The organism is Arthrobacter sp. KKT183 (assembly GCF_055657625.1).
Genome location: NZ_CM145770.1, coordinates 3571894 through 3590976 on the forward strand (window position 1 = coordinate 3571894; position 19083 = coordinate 3590976).

23 protein-coding genes are annotated in these 19083 nt (G+C 63.3%); 9 read left to right on the forward strand and 14 right to left on the reverse strand.

Going from position 1 to position 19083, the window contains the following annotated elements:
- Positions 1–91 precede the first annotated feature (91 nt).
- The gene (locus ACZ2GY_RS16870) at positions 92–478 is read left to right on the forward strand and encodes a hypothetical protein (RefSeq protein WP_471672588.1); all 387 of its coding nucleotides are present in this window, start codon (positions 92–94) and stop codon (positions 476–478) included.
- Here ACZ2GY_RS16870 and ACZ2GY_RS16875 read toward each other — a convergent pair.
- Both ACZ2GY_RS16875 and ACZ2GY_RS16880 read right to left on the reverse strand, forming a co-directional pair.
- Complete coding sequence (locus ACZ2GY_RS16875; RefSeq protein ID WP_277358970.1) at positions 475–1203, reverse strand: response regulator; 729 nt, start codon at positions 1201–1203, stop codon at positions 475–477. The two genes, ACZ2GY_RS16870 and ACZ2GY_RS16875, sit on opposite strands and share 4 nt — an antisense overlap.
- Entirely contained in the window at positions 1200–2810 is a 1611-nt protein-coding gene (locus ACZ2GY_RS16880) for an ATP-binding protein (RefSeq protein WP_471672589.1), read from the reverse strand. The genes ACZ2GY_RS16875 and ACZ2GY_RS16880 overlap by 4 nt, the downstream gene beginning before the upstream one ends.
- Before the next feature lie 210 nt (positions 2811–3020).
- Between ACZ2GY_RS16880 and ACZ2GY_RS16885 the strand changes: the two genes are divergently transcribed.
- From ACZ2GY_RS16885 to ACZ2GY_RS16900, 4 genes are read left to right on the forward strand one after another with little or no spacing between them, the layout of a single operon-like run.
- A complete protein-coding gene (locus ACZ2GY_RS16885) occupies positions 3021–4019 on the forward strand; it encodes a Bug family tripartite tricarboxylate transporter substrate binding protein (protein ID WP_277358972.1) in 999 nt (332 codons plus the stop codon).
- Positions 4020–4024: 5 nt separating this feature from the next.
- Positions 4025–4573 carry a tripartite tricarboxylate transporter TctB family protein gene (locus tag ACZ2GY_RS16890; RefSeq protein WP_277358973.1) on the forward strand — a complete coding sequence of 183 codons (549 nt, stop codon included), beginning with the start codon at positions 4025–4027 and terminating at the stop codon, positions 4571–4573.
- The gene (locus ACZ2GY_RS16895) at positions 4566–6125 is read left to right on the forward strand and encodes a tripartite tricarboxylate transporter permease (RefSeq protein WP_056545406.1); all 1560 of its coding nucleotides are present in this window, start codon (positions 4566–4568) and stop codon (positions 6123–6125) included. The genes ACZ2GY_RS16890 and ACZ2GY_RS16895 overlap by 8 nt, the downstream gene beginning before the upstream one ends.
- Positions 6122–6514: a universal stress protein gene (locus tag ACZ2GY_RS16900; RefSeq protein ID WP_471672590.1), complete on the forward strand. Its 393-nt coding sequence runs from the start codon at positions 6122–6124 to the stop codon at positions 6512–6514. The genes ACZ2GY_RS16895 and ACZ2GY_RS16900 overlap by 4 nt, the downstream gene beginning before the upstream one ends.
- 60 nt (positions 6515–6574) lie before the next feature.
- Here ACZ2GY_RS16900 and ACZ2GY_RS16905 read toward each other — a convergent pair whose 3' ends face one another.
- From ACZ2GY_RS16905 to ACZ2GY_RS16920, 4 genes are all read right to left on the reverse strand, one after another.
- Positions 6575–7075, reverse strand: a complete 501-nt coding sequence (locus ACZ2GY_RS16905; RefSeq protein WP_277358976.1) for an SRPBCC family protein — start codon at positions 7073–7075, stop codon at positions 6575–6577.
- Between the two features lie 24 nt (positions 7076–7099).
- Positions 7100–7435: an ArsR/SmtB family transcription factor gene (locus tag ACZ2GY_RS16910; RefSeq protein ID WP_277358977.1), complete on the reverse strand. Its 336-nt coding sequence runs from the start codon at positions 7433–7435 to the stop codon at positions 7100–7102.
- Positions 7436–7490: 55 nt separating this feature from the next.
- Positions 7491–8033, reverse strand: a complete 543-nt coding sequence (locus ACZ2GY_RS16915; protein WP_471672591.1) for a dihydrofolate reductase family protein — start codon at positions 8031–8033, stop codon at positions 7491–7493.
- Positions 8034–8106: 73 nt separating this feature from the next.
- Positions 8107–8664 carry a TetR/AcrR family transcriptional regulator gene (locus ACZ2GY_RS16920; RefSeq protein ID WP_277358979.1) on the reverse strand — a complete coding sequence of 186 codons (558 nt, stop codon included), beginning with the start codon at positions 8662–8664 and terminating at the stop codon, positions 8107–8109.
- Between the two features lie 63 nt (positions 8665–8727).
- Between ACZ2GY_RS16920 and ACZ2GY_RS16925 the strand changes: the two genes are divergently transcribed.
- Entirely contained in the window at positions 8728–10275 is a 1548-nt protein-coding gene (locus tag ACZ2GY_RS16925) for an MFS transporter (RefSeq protein ID WP_277358980.1), read from the forward strand.
- Positions 10276–10345: 70 nt separating this feature from the next.
- On the opposite strand, the gene ACZ2GY_RS16930 is transcribed toward ACZ2GY_RS16925, so the two are convergent.
- On the reverse strand, positions 10346–10990 hold the full coding sequence (locus ACZ2GY_RS16930; protein ID WP_277358981.1) for a DUF3105 domain-containing protein: 645 nt from the start codon (positions 10988–10990) through the stop codon (positions 10346–10348).
- A gap of 59 nt (positions 10991–11049) precedes the next feature.
- The gene (locus ACZ2GY_RS16935) at positions 11050–11709 is read right to left on the reverse strand and encodes a DUF305 domain-containing protein (RefSeq protein ID WP_346027755.1); all 660 of its coding nucleotides are present in this window, start codon (positions 11707–11709) and stop codon (positions 11050–11052) included.
- Between the two features lie 130 nt (positions 11710–11839).
- Between ACZ2GY_RS16935 and ACZ2GY_RS16940 the strand changes: the two genes are divergently transcribed.
- Genes ACZ2GY_RS16940 through ACZ2GY_RS16950 form a run of 3 tightly spaced genes read left to right on the forward strand, consistent with a single transcriptional unit; the run spans position 11840 to position 14719 of the window.
- Positions 11840–12151, forward strand: a complete 312-nt coding sequence (locus ACZ2GY_RS16940) for a metal-sensitive transcriptional regulator (RefSeq protein ID WP_056545419.1) — start codon at positions 11840–11842, stop codon at positions 12149–12151.
- 29 nt (positions 12152–12180) lie between these two features.
- Positions 12181–12405: a heavy-metal-associated domain-containing protein gene (locus ACZ2GY_RS16945; protein ID WP_056545421.1), complete on the forward strand. Its 225-nt coding sequence runs from the start codon at positions 12181–12183 to the stop codon at positions 12403–12405.
- Positions 12406–12442: 37 nt separating this feature from the next.
- Positions 12443–14719 (forward strand): heavy metal translocating P-type ATPase, encoded by a 2277-nt coding sequence (locus tag ACZ2GY_RS16950; RefSeq protein WP_471672592.1) that lies wholly within the window; start codon positions 12443–12445, stop codon positions 14717–14719.
- A gap of 48 nt (positions 14720–14767) precedes the next feature.
- Here the strand turns inward: ACZ2GY_RS16950 and ACZ2GY_RS16955 are convergent, their stop codons facing one another.
- The 6 genes from ACZ2GY_RS16955 to ACZ2GY_RS16980 form a co-directional block, all read right to left on the reverse strand.
- A complete protein-coding gene (locus tag ACZ2GY_RS16955; RefSeq protein ID WP_471672593.1) occupies positions 14768–15745 on the reverse strand; it encodes an EamA family transporter in 978 nt (325 codons plus the stop codon).
- A gap of 101 nt (positions 15746–15846) precedes the next feature.
- Positions 15847–16425 carry an HhH-GPD-type base excision DNA repair protein gene (locus tag ACZ2GY_RS16960; protein WP_056545479.1) on the reverse strand — a complete coding sequence of 193 codons (579 nt, stop codon included), beginning with the start codon at positions 16423–16425 and terminating at the stop codon, positions 15847–15849.
- 10 nt (positions 16426–16435) lie between these two features.
- Positions 16436–16813: a helix-turn-helix transcriptional regulator gene (locus tag ACZ2GY_RS16965; protein ID WP_277358985.1), complete on the reverse strand. Its 378-nt coding sequence runs from the start codon at positions 16811–16813 to the stop codon at positions 16436–16438.
- 20 nt (positions 16814–16833) lie between these two features.
- Entirely contained in the window at positions 16834–17877 is a 1044-nt protein-coding gene (locus ACZ2GY_RS16970) for a TerC family protein (protein ID WP_471672594.1), read from the reverse strand.
- Between the two features lie 225 nt (positions 17878–18102).
- On the reverse strand, positions 18103–18438 hold the full coding sequence (locus tag ACZ2GY_RS16975; RefSeq protein ID WP_277358987.1) for a hypothetical protein: 336 nt from the start codon (positions 18436–18438) through the stop codon (positions 18103–18105).
- A gap of 39 nt (positions 18439–18477) precedes the next feature.
- The gene (locus tag ACZ2GY_RS16980) at positions 18478–19068 is read right to left on the reverse strand and encodes a hypothetical protein (RefSeq protein ID WP_346027758.1); all 591 of its coding nucleotides are present in this window, start codon (positions 19066–19068) and stop codon (positions 18478–18480) included.
- Positions 19069–19083 lie beyond the last annotated feature (15 nt).

Genomic DNA, 19083 nt, shown 5'->3' on the forward strand with positions numbered 1-19083 from the left:
GGGACAAGACCTTGGCACGCACTGTATGGCCAGCCACGCTGGCGCCGGTTGCGCAGGTTCTGCAGGAAGGGCTGGACCTCGAGCGGGGACCATGCACGGATTCTTCACCTACCTGGAGAAAAACCCCAGTAGCCGTGGGGATGCAGCGTTCCACGACATGTCCCATGGGGAATCCTTCCTGGAACTGGTCGTCGACCGTTTCCGCGGAGCCGGTCTATGGGTGCTGGATGAGCCGGAATCAGCGCTGTCCTTCTCCGGATGCCTGGCGCTGGTGGGGGTGCTCAAGCAGCTGCTCGCGGACGGCAAGTCCCAAGTGCTCCTGTCGACCCACTCCCCGCTTCTCGCCGCCCTGCCGGGGGCGCAGATTCTCGAGGTGGGCGAATGGGGGCTGCGGGAGCGGGAGTGGGAGGACCTGGCGCTCGTGGACAACTGGCGTGAATTCCTGAAGGCGCCTGACCGGTACCTGCGCCATGTCTAGCGCTGGGCACCCGTCCACACATAGAACTTCTCCGGCCTGCCCGCCGCACCGTACTTCGGCACAATGCGCGCGCTGCCCTTCGTCACGAGGTACTCAAGGTACCTCCGCGCGCTCACCCTTGCGAGACCGAGCTGGGCGGCAACCTCGGACGCAGAGAAGCCGACGCCGGAGGTCCGGAGCGCACCGACCACGGATTCAAGGGTGGGCTGGGACAACCCTTTCGGCAAGGATTCTGTCAGCATCGGAGGCGGCGTCGGCGGAGTCCTCGCCGGCGTCGCGGAGAGCAACCTGTCGATGCGGTCCTGATCCAGGGGACCGGCTGAAACGGAGCTGTGCTCCGCGATGCTCGCGCGGTGCTGAACGTAGTCGTCCAGCCGCTGCATCAGGACCTTCGAGTTGAATGGCTTGACGAGGTAATGAAGTACCCCGCCAGCCATTGCCGCACGCACCGTTTCCAGTTCCCGGGCCGCTGTGATGGCAATGATGTCCACCGGGTCACCGGGGATGGTGCGGGCGGCCCGCAGCACGTCGATTCCGGACATGTCCGGCAAATGAATATCGAGCAGCATCAGCTCCGGCTTCATTTCACGCACCTTCTCAAGCGCCTCGCCGCCGGAATTTGCCACGCCAACGACGTCGAAGCCTCCGTGCGCAAGCAGGAACCCTGAGTGCACACCGGCAATCTCCTGATCGTCGTCGACGACCAGCGTTCGAATCAGGCTCACGGAGCGAGCACCCCGGCGGCGTGAGGTTCCACTGAGCTCGGAATTTTCTGCTCCAGCGGAACAGGCGCCGGGCCGAGCGTCACCGCAATGTGAGCGCCGCCCAGCACCGACTCCATGAGCGTCACGCTGCCCGCGCGGCGCTCTGCAACGCGTTGCACGAGCGCCAGCCCGAAGCCGCGGGAACCTGCGCCTGCGGCGTCCTTGGTTGAGAACCCCGTTGCAAACACCTGCGAGCGCAGGTGTTCGGGGATCCCGGGGCCGTCGTCGGACACCGCTATGGAACAGCCGCCGGCGTCAGAGGTGAGCCGGACGTGGATTGTCCCGTTGGAACCGACGGCGTCGACGGCGTTATCGATGAGGTTCCCCAACACCGTTACCGGATCCGTGGTGCCGTCCGCCTCGAAGGCCGAAGCCTCGTCCACGATCAAACTGATGCCCTTTTCGGCGCAGATGGTGGTCTTGGCCATGAGGAGACTTGCGGTGTCCGGATCGCTGACACCGGGCGAGAAGTCTCCGGACACCACCGACCCGCCATGGCCTGAGCGGGAAATGAAATCCACCGCCTTGTCTGTGCGGCCAAGCTCGAGCAAACCCGAGATGACGTGCATCTTATTTGCGAACTCATGCGCCTGGCTGCGGAGGGCCTGCGTGACATCACGCGCACCATCCAGGTCCAGCAGCAGCTGGTGGAGTTCCGTGCGGTCGCGCAACACCAGCACGCTTCCCACGCGGCAACCGTCAACGACGGCGTCGCTTGAGCGGGCGAGGAGCACCCTTTCACCCACCAGAACGGTCTCATCGGCGTCCCCTGCCGAACCGAACATGCCGGCCAGGGCGGGTTCCAGGACGGCGTTTGCCGGCTGCCCCTTCACCTCATCTCCCAGCTCGAGCAACCGCTTGGCCTCGTCATTGAGCACGGCAAGCCGTCCGCGTTCATCAACCGCGACCACCCCTTCACCGATGCCGTGCAGCATGGCGTCACGGGTCTCGAGCAGCGCTGCGATTTCTTCCGGTTCGAGCCTGTAGATGCGACGCCAGACCAGCCGTGAGATCCAGATCGATCCAGCGGTTCCGGCAAGGGCAGCCACGATGAGCCAGGCGAGGAGCACAGGCAGGTCTTCCTGCAGATCCGCCGCGAGAGTCGACTCCAGGGTGCCCACGGAGGCCGTCCCGATCACGGTGCCGTCCTCCCCCCGAATGGGAACCTTCACGCGCCAGGACTCGCCGAGTGTTCCGGTCTGCGTGCCCACGAAAGTTTCACCGGACAGCGGGACGGATGGATCAGTGGACACCATCTGACCGATCATGTCCGGGTTCGGGTGTGAATACCGGATTCCGACGTCGTCAGTCACCACCACATACGTGACTCCAGTGGCCTGAGTGGTGAGTTCAGCAATCGGCTGGATGACCGCGCTGGGATCCTCGTCGTCGAACGCGTCCACGACGGACGGCAACTGGGCGATTGATTGCGCCACTCCGACCATGCGGCCCTGGTAGGCATCGCGAATCTGCTGTTCCTGCAGCCGGACGGCGACGGTGCCGGCAACCAGCACAATGATCAGCACAATCAGCAGCTGCAGGAAGAACAGCTGTGATCTAAGCGACATTGACCGGATCATCCTTCCATTCTCGCATGATCGGGTGTATGGAACCGGCGGAAAGCCAACGGTGGATCCGGAATTTTCCCATGACCATAAAGACCACTACGCACGTTGTGACCGTATGGTTCCCGCGCGGCTCTTCCCTTCCTACGCTGGACCGGAACGTGTGGTGAGGCGCATCACATGTCGGTATTGAACGTAGGAAGGTTCCACCCAATGAAGCACGAGAGCACAATGAAGCGCTTGTCGGCTGTAGGCGCCATCGGCGTCGCATCTGTCCTTGCCCTGTCCGCCTGCGGCAGCACGTCCGGCGGCACGGAAGCCGAGTCCGGAATCGACCGGCTCAACATCATCGTCCCCGCCGATCCGGGTGGCGGTTGGGATCAGACCGGCCGTGCCATGCAGAAGGATCTGCAGGATAACGACCTGGTGGGCAACGCTTCGGTAGTGAACGTCGGCGGCGCGGGCGGCACAAACGGGCTTGCGCAGCTGGCCACCGAGCAGGACCCCAACACACTCATGGTGATGGGCTACGTCATGGTCGGCGCCGTCGAAACCAATGCAGCCCAAACGCGTATCGAAGACACCACGCCCATTGCGCGGCTGACAGAAGAACCGCTGATCGTCGTCGTGCCGGCAGATTCACCGTTCCAGAGCATCGACGATCTCCTCTCCGCAGTCGAGAAGGACGGTCAGGGCGTTTCCATCACCGGCGGATCAGCCGGCGGCGCTGACCACATCCTCGCAGGCCAGATGCTGAAAGAGGCCGGAATCGCCCCCGATAGCCTCAACTACATTCCCTACTCCGGTGGCGGTGAGTCGCTCGCTGCGCTGCTCGGTAACAAGGTGTCTGCCGGCATCTCAGGCGTCGGCGAGTACGCCGAACAGGTGAAGGCCGGCAAGCTGCGTGCACTCGCAGTGTCAGGTGCAGAGCCCGCAGCTCTGTTGCCGGACGTTCCCACCCTGACGGATGAGGGCGTGGACCTGGTGCTGACCAACTGGCGCGGCGTTGTGGCCCCGGGAACCATCGACGAGGCCAAGGCAGCCGAGCTGACCGAACTGGTCACCGAAATGTCCGAAACCGAAGCCTGGCAGACCACGCTTGAAACCAACGCCTGGGACGACGCCTTCCTTGCCGGCGAGGAGTTCGACGCCTTCCTGACCGAAGACATCGCCGCCGTAAAGACCACGCTGACCGAGATCGGTCTGCTGTAACGGCGATGAGCTCTTCAATCAACGAGGCGCCGGGCGGGAGCGGCACGAAAGCCGCGACCGCCCGGCCACTCGGCGAACTGATCTTCGCGGGAATGATCGTCGGCGTCGGCGTCGTCGGTTTCGTTGCCGGCGCGCAGATTCCCATCCCGCCGTCCGCGGGCGTTGTTGGCCCCCGTGTCTTCCCGTTCATCGTCTCCGGCATCATGGTGGCCATCGGCATCGGGCTGGTCATCCAGCTCCTTCGCGGACACACCGGTGCTGCCGAGGAAGGCGAGGACATTGACCCCAACGTAAAGACCGACTGGCTCACCGTCGGCAAGCTCGTCGGGTTCCTCGCCATTCACATCGCACTCATTGTTCCGCTCGGCTGGCCGGTAGCGGCCGCCGTCCTCTTTTTCGGTGCCGCCTGGTCCCTCGGTGCCAAGCCGTGGTGGCGCAACGCAATCATCGCCGTCGTTCTCGCGCTGATCCTCCAGTTCGTGTTCGCGGGACTTCTCGGGGTCTCGCTGCCGGCCGGTTTCCTCCTGGAAGGAGTTGAAATCTTCAATGGATAATTTCATGGCATTGCTTGAGGGTTTCAGCGTTGCGATGCAGCCGATGTACCTGCTGTATGCGCTCGGTGGCGTGCTGGTGGGTACCGCTGTAGGCGTCCTGCCGGGCATCGGCCCGGCCATGACCGTGGCACTGCTCATGCCCATCACGTACAGCCTCGATCCGACGGCTGCGATCATCGTGTTCGCCGGCATTTACTACGGCGGCATGTACGGCGGCTCCACAACCTCGATCCTCCTGAACACGCCCGGCGAATCAGCCTCCATTGTGACCGCACTTGAGGGCAACAAGATGGCCAAGGCGGGCAGGGGCGCCGCGGCACTGGCGACGGCGGCGATCGGCTCGTTCATTGCCGGCACGGTCGCCACCGTGCTACTGAGCTTCGTTGCACCCTATGTCGCTGAATTCGCAGTGCAGATCGGGCCCACCGAGTACGTGGCGCTCATGATCGTTGCGTTCCTGACCGTCGGGGCACTGCTCGGTGCCTCCGTGCTGCGGGGGCTTGCGTCGCTGGCGCTGGGCCTGTTCATTGCCCTGATCGGCGTCGACGCGCTGACCGCCCAGCAGCGGTACACGTTCGGCAACCCGTTCCTGGCGGACGGTATCGACGTCGTTCTGGTGGCAGTGGCGCTCTTCGCGGTGGGTGAGGCGCTCTATGTCGCCTCCCGCCTCCGCCACGGTCCCGTCAAGGTGATTCCCGTGGCCGGGCGCTGGACCAACTGGATGCGCAAGGAGGACTGGAAGCGGTCCTGGAAACCCTGGCTTCGCGGAACGTTCATCGGCTTCCCGGTGGGAACCATTCCCGCCGGCGGTGCGGACGTCGCAACCTTCCTGTCCTACGCCTCCGAGCGGAAGCTCGCGAAGGGCGAGCGGAAGAAGCAGTTCGGCAAGGGCGCCATCGAGGGCGTCGCCGGTCCCGAGTCTGCCAACAACGCGGCCGCGGCCGGTGTCCTGGTTCCGCTGCTGACGCTTGGCATTCCGACGACGGCCACTGCAGCCATGATGCTCGTCGCGTTCCAGCGCTACAACATCCAGCCCGGACCCCTCCTGTTCGAGGTTGAGGGTGCACTGGTGTGGGCGCTGATTGCGAGCCTCTACGTGGGCAACTTGATGCTGCTGGTCCTGAACCTGCCGCTCGTGGGTATCTGGGTCAAGATCCTGCAGATCCCCCGGCCCTACCTCTACTCCGGAATCATGGTCTTCGCTGCGATGGGCGCCTTCTCAGTGAACTTCACCCCGGTGGACGTGTTTGTCCTGCTGGTTATCGGCGTACTCGGATTCTTCATGCGCCGTTACGGCTATCCGATCGCTCCGATGGTGGTGGGACTCATCCTCGGTCCGATCTTCGAGGATCAGCTCCGGCGTTCGCTTGCCATCTCGCAGGGTGATCCAACCGCACTGGTCAGCACACCGATCGCCGCGACCATCTACGCGGTGCTCATTGTCATCTTTGCCCTCTCCTTCTGGTTGAAGAAACGTCAGAAGGCCATGGAGTCCGAGGTGGCCGATGAAACCCCTGTTGCCACCGTCGAGCTGAAAGAAGGCGGAAAATGAGTGCCGTTGTGCTGGGCTACGTGCCGAATGCGCTGGGAGATGCCGCCGCGAAAGTTGCGGTGGACGAGGCCCGCCAGCGCGGCGCGACCCTCGTGGTGGTCAACACCACCCGCGCGGACCGCCTGGTGGACCCGACCTATGCCGACGACGACGACATGTCCCGCCTGCAGGACACGCTGCGCACCTCCGGAGTGGACTTCACCGTCCACCACGGAACGTCGAAGGACACGGCCGCGGAGGACGTGTTGGAGGCTGCTGTTCGCTATGCCGCCGAACTCATCGTCATCGGACTGCGTCACCGAACACCGGTGGGCAAGCTCATCATGGGTTCCACCGCGCAGTCGATCCTGTTGGGCGCCGCGTGCAACGTGCTCGCAGTGAAGGCCTGACTGCTGACAGGTGAATGGCCCCGGCGGAGATATCCGCCGGGGCCATTGCTTTTTCCGGCCTCAGACGCTGGCCCGCTCTGCCAGGATTTCGTCGATCTGGCCCATTGCCTCTTTGAGCCCCTCCTCCATGCCCATCTCGATCATCTGCTGCAATTGCTCGGCGCTCTCGAAGCTGGATGCCACCGTCATCCGTGTGCGGCCCGCTTCAACCTCCTCCAGGATGACGACGGCGTGGGTCTCCCCCATTTCGCCCGTGGGCGCACCGGACTCATCGGCGAAGCCGTCGTTGAACTCCAGCCGCCGGGGCGAGTCAATCGCGGTGAACTTCCACCAGCCGCGGCTCTTCTCCCCATCCGGGCCCGTCATGAAATAGCTTGACGAGCCGCCCTCGCGGAACTCGTGCTTGTCGAACGTGGCCGGCCACGTCGGCGGGCCCCACCAACGCTCGAGCTGGCGTGGATCCTCCCAGATCTGCCAGACGCGTTCGACGGCGGCGTCAAACTCCGCAACGATCGTGAGGCTGAGCGCCTCGAGGTCCTTTTCGGTACTGATGACAGCCATGATGACTACCTTTCCTGATATCGACTACTCATCCTCTGCGAGGATCTCGGTGATCCGGTCGACGCGCTGCCGCCAGATCAACTCGAACTCGTCAAGCAGCTGCCGCGCCTTCCGAACTGTTTCCCGGTTGGCACGCACCATCTGCTCCCTTCCGCGTTTCTCCTTGGTGACCAGCGACGCCTGTTCCAGCACCGCTACGTGCTTCTGCACCGCCGCGAAACTCATGGCGTAGTGCGCAGCCAGGGCTGAAACTGAGTACTCCTCGCTGATTGCTCGGAGCACAATGCTGCGTCTCGTGCTGTCCGCGAGTGCGTGGAATAACCGGTCCACTTCAGGTTCCGAAAGCTGATCTACAACCATTTGGTTGTAGATTATTCCTCTACCGTTGCTGGGTCAAGGGGTTTTGCGGCTGTTTTTAGAGGACCGTGTAACGCGTCTGCACAGCCCCGTCCTTGAGTGCTCTCACGTCGTCCAACTGCAGCCGCACATCGGCCGAGAGTGCGCCGAACAGTGGTTTCCCTTCGCCAATGAGAACAGGAACCCGCGTGAGGGTGAGAGTTCGGATCAAACCAGCGGCAAGGAAGGTGCGCACAATTCTGCCGCCGTCCACATAGACGTTGCGGGCGCCGTCGTCATCCAGCAGCGCAGTGGCCTCGCCGAGTGAGCGCACAATCCGGATACGGGGGTCATCCGTTTCGAGCGTGGTACTCAACACGAGCACCGGTGTATCGCCGTAGAACCACTCCCCCATCCCCTGCACCACGTCATAGGTGCTTCTGCCCATCACCAGGTGGTCGACCGAAGCCATGAATCCAGTGAAACCTGATACGTCCGGATTGTTGGCCTCCCCGGCTGATGCGTCGCCTGTCAACCAATCGAGGCTGTCGTCTGCCCTGGCGATCATCCCGTCGACGCTCATGCCAATGAACACATGCCCGGACCACTGCCGCTGAGTCATGGAAGCATCGTAGACCCGGCACGTGTTTCCAGGGCAGCGGTGGCCTCGAATTCAAGCGCCCTCAGCACAGCGGCTATGCCCCTCGCTGGATCTGTGCACCCTCCCGGACGATCAGGTCCACGATTGCGAGGACGTCCTTGAGGTCATCCCCGCTCTGCTGTTCGGAAGCCGCGCCGGCGAAGAACGCGGCGTCGTAATACAGTCCGTCTCCTAACAGCTTCACGGCGCGGGCAACGGCGCGGCTCCCGAGCTCGGATTCGAGGGCACCCAGCCACTGCTCCTGAATGAGCGCGAAGGTTTCCTGTGCTTTCGGGTGGCCCTGCTGAGCGAGGCGCGCCATGGCTACGAGCGCCCGGTCCAGGGGGCTGTTCTCATACATGGAGGTACGGACGTAATAGCGCGCCGGACCTTCCGGATCCGCCGCCATTGCCTCCCGGTCCCGGGCAACGAGACTCTCGAGGCGATCAGCAAGCCCGTCAACGAGGGCCTCCTTGGATGGGAAGTGATAGAGCAGCCCACCCTTGGACACGTCCGCTGCCGCGGCCACCGATTCCATGGTGGCACTGCGCTCCCCATCGCTGATGAGGATGCTTTCGTAGCTGTCAAGAATCCGTTCGCGGGCACTGGCCATGACCTTCATCATACTGACGCCGATTCGCTTTACTGTACCGGCTGGACGGTATAGCTTAAACCCATGACCCAGTTCTACACTTCTGTCCCGGCTGCCACCCGCTCGCTCGCTGTCCCTCCGCGTGCCGGTCGCCGTGAGTGGTGGGCGCTGGCGGCTCTGATGCTGCCGGTGCTGCTGGTGGCAGTGGACAATACGGTCCTGAGTTTCGCCATGCCGGAAATCTCGCTTGCGTTCAACACCAGCGGTACAACCCTGCTGTGGATCATCGACAGTTACCCGCTGGTCCTCGCCGGCTTACTGGTTGCAATGGGCAGTTTCGGCGACCGATTCGGACGGCGCCGGCTTTTGATGATCGGCGCCACCGGGTTTGCTGTCTTTTCCGTGGTTGCCGCCTTCGCACCCACGGCCGAGTTTCTGGTGGCAGCCCGCGTTGGTCTCGGTGTGTTCGGCGCCATGCTGATGCCGTCAACGCTCTCCCTCATCCGAAACATCTTCCTCGACCGGAACCAGCGCCGCCTCGCTGTCGCGGTCTGGGCAGCCGGTTTTTCGGCGGGTGCTGCCCTCGGTCCGCTGGTGGGCGGCGCACTCCTGGAGCATTTCTGGTGGGGCTCGGTGTTCCTGTTGGCTGTTCCCGTACTCCTGGTCCTTCTCGTTGTTACGCCCCTGCTGGTTCCGGAGTCAGCGGATCCCAACCCGGGCCGCGTCGACTACCTGAGCATCATGCTCTCCGTCAGCACCATGCTGCCCATCGTCTTCGCCATCAAGACCTTCGCGAAAGGCGGGTCCGCAGCGGTGGTTGCTGCCGCCGTCGTCGTTGGTCTTGCCGCGGGTACCGCGTTTGTCCGCCGCCAGTTGAGGCGGCAGAATCCCATGCTCGACGTGCGCCTCTTCACCGTGCGGCCATTCACCGGTGCGGTGCTGGTGAACCTGCTGGCAATCTTCTCGCTGGTCGGGTTTCTCTACTTCGTGTCTCAGCATCTGCAGCTGGTGCTCGGGCTCAGTCCGCTGGAGGCCGGCGCGGTCCTGGTGCCCGGCCTGGTCATGACGATTGTTGCGGGACTCGCCGTCGTGCCGCTGGTCCGGAAAGTTGCACCACATGTGGTGGTCCCGGCTGCCCTGCTGCTTTCGGCGGGAGCATATGCGTTTGTCGCGCTGCTGAGCCAGGGCGGATCGATCGGCGCCTTGCTTGCGGCCTTCGTGCTGCTCGGCGCGGGCGTGGGCGCATCCGAGACGGTGTCGAACGACCTGATCCTGTCCAGCGTGCCGGCAGCGAAAGCGGGCGCAGCGTCAGCCATCTCGGAGACTGCCTACGAGGTCGGCTCCGTCTTCGGCACCGCGCTCCTCGGCAGCATCCTGCTCGCTTCCTACCAGGAGCACCTGAGGCTTCCTGCCGGGCTGAGTCCTGAACAGGGGACGACGGCGACAGAAACGCTGGGCGGCGCCATCAACGTCGCGTCGGAACTGCCTTCGGAGAGCGGGGCGCTCCTGTTGGAGTCGGCGTTCCACGCGTTCGACAGCGGCGTTGTTCTTACGTCAGGAATCGGCGCGGTTCTCATGCTCGCCGCTTCCGGCCTGGCCTTCTGGAGCCTGCGCAAGCCGTCCGCCGCCTGAGCCTCATTAAGCAGGGCACGCCCCCTATCCCGAGGGATAAGGGGCGTGCCCTGCTCATTCAAGGTAAGGGTTATGCGGAGGGGTCCAGCGCTCCGCTGCAGGCCGCACCCGGCTCGCGGGTCTGCTCGCCCTGGATGTACTTGGTGAGGAAGGCAACGAGACGCTCATCGTCAGCCGAGTCAACGCCCAGCTGAAGGCCCCAGGCGCTCGCCATGATCGGTGATTCCTGGCCTTCGTAAGGGCTCAGGAGGACGTAGCTCCGCTCCCCCACGAGATCGGTGAGGGCATCGATCTCGGACTGCTCCAGATCCGGCTGGTAGGTGATCCATACAGCGCCATGCTCAAGGGAGTGGACGGTGTTCTCATTGGGGATCGGCTCCGTGTAGATACCGCAGTTGGTCCAGATGGCGTTGTGGTTCCCACCGACGGGAGGATCCTGCTCATACTCAACGGGTCCGGGGACGTGCTCGAAGGATGTCACCTCGATGGTTTCAAGACCCTCAATGGGCTGCTCGGCGAGCGCATCCAGGCGATCGTTCTCCCGCACCTGCTGCACAATTACGATGGTGACAGCGACGATGATGGCGACAATCACCAGTGCAATGCCGCCGAAGATCAGGCTGTTCCGCTTCCGTTCGCTGGCCCGCTGCTGTGACTGGAGCGCCTTCAACCGTGCCTGCCGGTCCACGTTCTCCTGAGCTCGTTTCTTATTCAACGCGCTGGTTTCCTTCTGTTTTTGTAAGGGTTCGGGTCTAAATGTACCGGGCGGGTGGCCTAGAGCTGCGCCAGGAGCTTTTCCATCTCCACGATCTCAATCTGCTGGCCCGCCGCCATCTTGCGGGCGAGCTCGCGGAGTTCCGGGTCCTCCGCCAAATCCACTCCCGCCTGGGCCATGTCCACACCGGCTATGTGGTGGTCAATCATGAGCTCGAGGTACAGCCGCTCAGCGTCCTCGCCGGTCGCCTCGGCGAGCGCCTGCATTTCTTCGGGCGTTGCCATGCCGGGCATCAGAGTGTCCGCGGCGGCGTCATCCCCGCCCTCGGCGCCTGTGCCGCCATCGGCATGTGCGGTGTGTCCGCTGCCTGCCATCCACGCCATCCGATCCGCGTCACTGCTTTGCGGCAGACCCCATTCCTCCAGCCAGGCGTACATCTGGCCGACCTGGTGCTGCTGGGTCATGGCGATGTCATACGCAATAGTGCGGATGACGACGTCGTCAGTCTGGTCACGCACGATGCGCGACATCTCCACGGCCTGGGAATGGTGGACCTGCATGTCACGCGCGAATCCAGCGTCCGCACTGTTGGTCCCCGGCGTCTCAGGATCTGCCGCCACCCTGCCCGCGGTGAAGGCGAGGGCAAATAGGGCGGCCACCGCGATGAGGCCGAGAAGGAGGAGGACGCGCTTCTGCCACGCCTCAAGGTTGAGGGTCATGAGGGGTTGCCTTTCGTGTCTTGTTATCTAACGTAGGGCACCGGGCGAATCGTTCCCAATCCATACCCCCTAGGGGTACTTGACGCATACCCCCGGCGGGTATATGTTGGAGTGACAACCGGGAGGAATCATGACGCAGACAACAACGGAACACGGTTACACCGCTGACAAGGAGGCCTACCTCCTCAGGCTTAAGCGCATTGAGGGGCAGGTCCGTGGAATTGCGCGGATGGTGGAGGAGGACAAGTACTGCATTGACGTCCTCACCCAGGTTTCCGCCGTGAACAAGGCACTGCATGCGGTCAGCATCGGGCTCCTTGAAGAGCACATTGCTCACTGCGTCGTCGGTGCCGCAAATGAGTCACAGGCGTCCGGAGACCCCCGGGCAGTTAACGAAAAAGTTCAGGAGGCAACAGCGGCCATCAGCCGGCTGTTGCGGTAATTCCTGCACATCACCGAAGGAGAACAATCATGAGCACCACAACAGTCAGCATCTCGGGAATGACCTGCGGCCACTGCGTTGACTCAGTCAGCGAGGAGATCTCCGCCATCGAGGGCGTCCAGAACGTCTCCGTTGAGCTGAACAAGGGTGGAATTTCCACCGCAACCGTCACCTCAGAGGGTGACATCGACTCAGAGCAGATCGGCGAAGCCGTGGCGGAAGCCGGCTACGTCGTCGTTTCCAACGACGCGTAGTAGAACTCCGGCGAAAAGCCGGCCTGGAAGGACCATCATGACCACCACACCGGACACTACAGAAACCGCGAGCGCAACCAGGGTAGTTGAGCTCGATATCCAGGGCATGACCTGCGCTTCATGCGTGGGTCGGGTGGAGCGCAAACTCGGCAAGCTCAGCGGCGTCGAGGCGAGCGTCAACTTGCCACTGGAATCCGCGATGGTGACGGTGCCTGCGCACATCTCGGATGAAGACATCGTCAACACGGTGAATGCCACCGGCTACACCGCGCAGCTGAAGAAGTCGCCGCACGGGCCCGGGCCATCGACGGAAGGCGAACCCGCGGCGGACGGGATGGACCATGATCACATGTCGCACGGAGGCACGGCGTCCCAGCTGCGTCCCCGCCTGATCACCGCTGCCATCCTGACCGTCCCGGTATTCCTCATCTCGATGATCCCGGCGCTCCAGTTCCCGCACTGGGGTTGGGTGGTGCTTGCCCTCAGCACGCCGGTAGTGACGTGGTCTGCGTGGTCCTTCCATAAGGCCGCGGCCATCAACGCGCGGCACTTCTCCTCCACAATGGACACGCTGGTGTCGATCGGCGTCACCGCCGCTTATCTGTTCTCACTGGGCCAGCTCCTCGCTGACCCGATGGTCACGGCGCATGTCGGTATGGATATGGGCGGGCACGCGCTCTATTTCGAGGTTGCCGCCGTCGTGGTCACCTTCCTCCTGCTCGGCAGGTATCTGGAAGCCAACGCCAAGCAGCGGGCCGGTGATGCACTGAAGTCCCTCCTCAATCTCGGGGCCAAGGACGCCACCGTGCTGCGCCAACAGGGCGGCGAGCGTGTGGAAGTGAAGGTGCCGGCGTCGTCGCTGGTGCATGGTGATGAGTTCGTTGTCCGGCCGGGTGAGAAGATCGCGACCGACGGCTTTGTGGTCGAGGGGCGCAGCGCCGTGGACACCTCCCTTATCACCGGAGAGTCAGTGCCCGTCGAGGTTGGCCCGGACAGCACCGTCACCGGCGCAACCATCAACACGTCCGGCCGGCTGATCATCCGGGCAACCCGCGTCGGCAGCGAGACCACCCTGGCGCAGATGGGCCGGCTGGTGAGCCAGGCGCAGAGCGGCAAGGCGCCGATCGCACGGCTCGCCGACCGCATCAGCGCAGTCTTTGTGCCCGTGGTCCTTGTGATCGCGGTGCTCACCTTCGCGGCGTGGCTCGTCTTCAGCGGTGATGTCGAAGCAGCGTTCACGGCCGCCGTCGCAGTGCTGGTCATTGCCTGCCCGTGCGCGTTGGGGCTCGCAACACCGACCGCGCTGCTCACCGGTACGGGCCGGGGCGCCCAGCTGGGCATCCTCATCCGGGGTCCCCAGGTCCTCGAGGACACCCGGACGGTCGACACCATCGTTCTGGACAAGACCGGCACCGTGACCAGCGGCCGGTTGTCCGTGACGGACGTCGTCGTGCTTGGTTCCCGCAGCCGGGAAGACGTGCTGTCGCTGGCTGCGGCTGTGGAGTCCGCCAGCGAACACCCCATTGCGCAGGCCATTGCGGCCGCCGCTCCGGGGCACCCGCCGGTGAGCGACTTCATCAGCTCCGCAGGCGGCGGTGTGCGTGGGACCGTTGACGGTTCTACGGTGCTGGCCGGGCGTGCCGGTTGGCTGGAGGAGAACGACGTCGACATCACCGAGGCGCACCGTTCGGCTCTTGCTGCGGAGCAAGAGGCCGGTTCCACCGCCATTTGGGTTGCCGTCAATGGTGAGGTTGCCGGGCTTATCAGTCTGCAGGACACCGTCAAGGAGTCCTCAGCAGCTGCCATTGAGCGGCTCAAGCAACTCGGGCTGCGGCCTATGCTCCTCACCGGTGACAACGCCGCCGTGGCACGGAAAATCGCCGTGGAAGTAGGCATTGCTCCCGAAGACGTCATGGCGGATGTGCTCCCCGAGGGCAAGGTAGAGGCCGTGAAGCGGCTTCAGGCGGAGGGGGCAACCGTTGCCATGGCAGGTGACGGCGTGAATGATGCCGCTGCCTTGGCGCAGGCTGACCTTGGCATCGCGATGGGCTCGGGCACAGACGTGGCGATTGAAGCCGCTGACCTCACCGTGATGGGCAACAGCCTGGAACAGGTGGCCCAGGCCATCGAGCTGTCCCGGAAGACGCTCGGCACCATCAAGTCCAACCTGTTCTGGGCGTTCTTCTACAACACGATCGGCATTCCGATTGCCGCGCTGGGCCTGCTGAACCCGATGGTCGCGGGCGCTGCCATGGCAGCTAGCTCGGTGCTGGTGGTCGCCAACTCACTGCGGTTGCGCCGGTTCGGGAAATAGCGCTTGGTGTGGGGCCAGCCGGACTTACTGTTCCGCTGGTCCCACTCCCTAGCTGCCCGGCGTTGTCGGTACAGGTTCTACGACGTTTGCCTGGTCGAGCGGGTCGCGGGAGCCAGACGCCTGCCGGAGTTCGTCGATGCGGACCAGGATCACGCCGCCGACAATCAGCGCACCGCCAAGCAGCTGGATGACTGAGGGCAGCTCGCCGAGAATGAGCCACGATGCCAGGACGGCGAACATCACTTCAGTAAGACCGACGAAGGATGCCACCTTGGACCCAAGGCCCCGAGCGGCGAAGATTCCGGTGACATAGGCGAGCACCGCCGCAATCAGAACCAGCATCAGGACGGGAACCAGCCAGGACGTCTGCCAGCCTGCGAGGGTCACGTCTCGGAACTCGAACGCAAAAGGCATCACGCCGATCAGCCCGAGCACGAGGATCGTGAAAGCGCCGACCAGCATACCGCCGCCGGCCATTATCAGTGGCGGCAGGTCGTCGTCGGCTTTTGCCGACATTACAAAGAACACCGCGAGGCAGACCGCGGCTCCGAGTCCATACAGAACCCCGATGGGGTCCAACCGCTGATCGCCGGTCAGGTCAAGGACAAGAAGCAGTCCGAGCATGGCGGTGATGGATCCGCAGATGGTGAGCCTACTCGGCGCCCTGCGGGAGCGGAGCCATAACCATCCGACAATGAGCACGGGCGCGAGGTACTCGAGCAGCAGTGAAACGCCGACTGACATCCGCTGAACAGCACTGAAGTAGAAGAACTGACAGAGCGCAATGGCGGTTGCGCCGTAGATGATCAGCGTCAGTGCGTTGCGCCGCAACGTGCCCCAGCGGCCTCGGAGCGCAACCACCACGGGGACAAGCAGCACCAGGGCTGCGCCACCGATACGGATTCCGACGGCGGCACCAGGGCTCCATCCGATCTCCAGCAGCGATTTGGCGAAGGGTCCTGACACGCCGAAGGAGGCGGCTGACAGCAGCGCAAACCACAGTCCGGTAGCTGTACCGCTTCTCATGGGTGTCCCTCATAACGTCATAACCAAAGTGTACTTACGGTAATGACGTTACGCAGAGAATTGGTTATGAGTCAACACCAGCTACGGTCATGACGCACCAGCTATGCTTTCTGCTTCGCGGCTGCCTTCGCCGCGCGTTTGGTCTCACGAACCTTCGCCAGTGACTCTGCGTCAGTGATGTTCGCAACGGACCGGAAGCAGCCGTTCTCGCCGTAGTGGCCTGCTGCCTCCCGCCACCCGGAGCCCGTGAAGTCATAGCGTTCGCCGAGCAACGCAAGGAAAATCTGCGCTTTCTGGACCCCAAAGCCCGGCAGGCCCTTCAGCCGCTTCAGCACCTCGGCGCCGTCAGGTTCACCACGCGTCCAGATGGCCGACGCGTCGCCACCCCATTCATCCACCACCGTCCGGCAGAGTGTCTGGATCCGGGCCGCCATGTTGCCGGGATAGCGGTGCACAGCGGGAGGGGTCCGGCAGAGCTCAACAAAAGCGTCGGCGTCGTACTCTGCGATGGTGGCGGCATCCAGCGCGCCCAGCCGTGCCTTGATCTTGGCCGGCCCCGCAAAGGCCGTTTCCATCGCTACCTGCTGGTCGAGGAGCATGCCCAGCAGCAGCGCGAGCGGATTGTTGGACAGCAGCTCATCAGCTTCGCTGTCGCCGGTGATGTGAACATGTGGCGCCATGGATCCAATGCTATCGACCGGACGGGCGTTTAGAGTCGGAAGCCACTTCGTCATCCTTGAAGATGCGGAGGAGGGCGCCGACGTCGTGGTGTGATTCCGCAGGATGCCTGAAGGGCTGGGAACCCTCCACGACGTAGTGTGTGCGGCGCCCTTCCTTCAGACGGTGGATGTACCCGGCTTCCTCGAGATCCTTGAGGATGTGCAGGGCGGCACGGCGGGTGATTCCCACCCGGAGCGCAAGGTCCTCCACCAGAATGTCCGGATGGGCTGCCACCGCGAGGAGCACGTGCCCGTGATTCGTGAGGATGGTCCACGACGGGCGGCTTTCACCGCCCGTCGCAGCCGGGGGGCCATCTCCGGGATGGGGGTCCGGTCCAGCCTCCGGCATAGTGCCTCCCCGTTGTCGTTTTAGGTGTCGTTGCGGGGGTCAGTTCCCGCCGCTACACCTTTTCTACCCCAGACCGGTTGCAGATCTTCGAACTCTTCCGGTGTGGCCGTGCGGAAGGGGGAAGTCAGCGGACCGGGAAGCGCCCGGCGTTCCTCCCCGCGGGTCGCCAGCAGGCTCGCGCCTATGGAGATGGCCAGAATGGTGATGATGACACCCAGGGAAATCGCCGTCGGGATGTAGAAGACGTCCACCTTGAGGAGCATCTTGATTCCCACCCACACCAGCACCAGGGAAAGCCCTACCTTCAGGTAGATGAAGCGGTGAATGAGGTCGGCAAGCAGAAAGTACATGGCACGCAGGCCCAGAATAGCGAACGCGTTAGCGGTGAAGACCAGGAACACCTCATCCGTCACCGCGAAGATCGCAGGGATGGAATCGACCGCAAACACAATGTCCGTCACCTCTACCATGACGAGGACCGCGAGCAGCGGAGTGGCAAGCAGTACGCCTTTTTTGCGGATGAGAAGACGCTGACCATAAAAGGCGTCGGTCATCGGGACATAGCGGCGGAACAGCTTCAGCGTGCGTGACTTCTCCGGATCAATGTGCTCGTTGCGCTGCTTGAGCATCTTGTAGCCGGTGAAGATCAGGAACGCGGCGAACAGGTAGAGAACCCACTCCGCACTGGCAATGATGGCCGAACCGGCAGCAATGAAAATGCCTCGGAGAACCAGGGCTCCCAGCACGCCGAGAAACAATACGCGGTGCTGGAACTCGCGGGGGACTCCGAAGAAGGCAAAGATGATGGCCCACACGAAGACGTTGTCGACGGCGAGAGATTTCTCAATCACGTATCCGGCGAAATACTGCTGGCCGAACTCAGCGCCATAACCGAGCCAGACCACTCCACCGAACGCCACGCCCATCAGGACCCAGACAGCAGACCAGATTGCAGCTTCCCGGACAGAAATGACATGCGCGCGCCGGTGCGCAACGAGGTCGAACGTCAACATCAGGAGTATGAGGCCAATGACAGCAAACCACAGCCACAAGGGCACGTTCATGGGGTACCTGCTTCCAGTCAGTTACTACCAACTGGAGGTCTCTCCCGGCCGCTGCCGGCCTGTCCACCGGGAAGCGCTGGGGCTGCCGGAATGACGATGGACTGGTTAGGGGATACTCCCCTCCGTGAAAATAAGTGAACCAGAGTTCACCTTTTCGCGCAAGCGCCCTGGTTCCCGCGCCTCCTCTGATCCGGTTGACGGCAGCCTGCCGTCTTCGCTTGCGTGTTAGCGGGCGTCGTCGTCCGTGCTTTTCGGCTTGGTGCCCCGGGGGTTGCCGTGCTCATCGAGGTTGGCTGATCCGCCGGGAATCTTCGAGGACGAGCGATTGATCCCCGTGCCCTTCCCGAGGTGATCTTCATTGGGTTTCTCCGTCATCAGCAACAGCGCGCAGATGACCATCGAGGCGATGAAGGCGATGCCCGCGGCGGTCAGGCCCAGGTCCACCCGCAGCTCCCGGGTGCCACCGCCGGTGGCGAACACCATGGTCGCGATCCCCGCTATTGCTGCCAGAACGGCCGAAAAAATGAGAGGACCCTTGACGCCCTTGACCTGCTTGGACACGGTTCCTTCTCCTCAATGTTTTCTACGAATAGTAGAAATCTAGTTTACGGGTTTGGCGTGGGTTACGGGACCGGTAACTTCCCGTGCGTCATGCCGGTAGCTGAGGGCTGCAAGAGCAAGCACGACGGCGGAAATCACCGCGCCGCCGCCGGCCACACCGAGCAGGGCATGCGCTCCGAGAGGCTGGAACAGCGGCAGCAGAGCTCCGGTCAACGTTGTCACGATCCCGATCAGGAGGAAATCGCGGGCAGCAATATAGGCGCCGCGGTTCCTGAACCAGATAATCAGGTACACCAAACCCATCAGGATCAATGCAAGCGCCCCGGCTTGGGCAAACACCTGGTCTGCATGCACCCACAGATTGAGCAGACCGGCAATTGCCAGGAACACCGGCACCGTTCGGGTGAGCCACGCGGGTATGGCGCCCTCTAGCAACAGGCTCTGCTCGGTGAAGTAGACGGCGGCGGCCAGCCCCAGAAAATAGAGCCCTCCCGCGACGGACATCACATGGACGGAGGGCTGTCCCCAGAAGATGGTCAGCAGCCCGAAAGCACCGGCCACTGCGGCGTGAAGCAGAAAAGCACGCCAGAGCAGAGTCAGTGCGGGCCTGCCTGCCTTTTCCACGCTCATGTCCTGCCTTTCCGT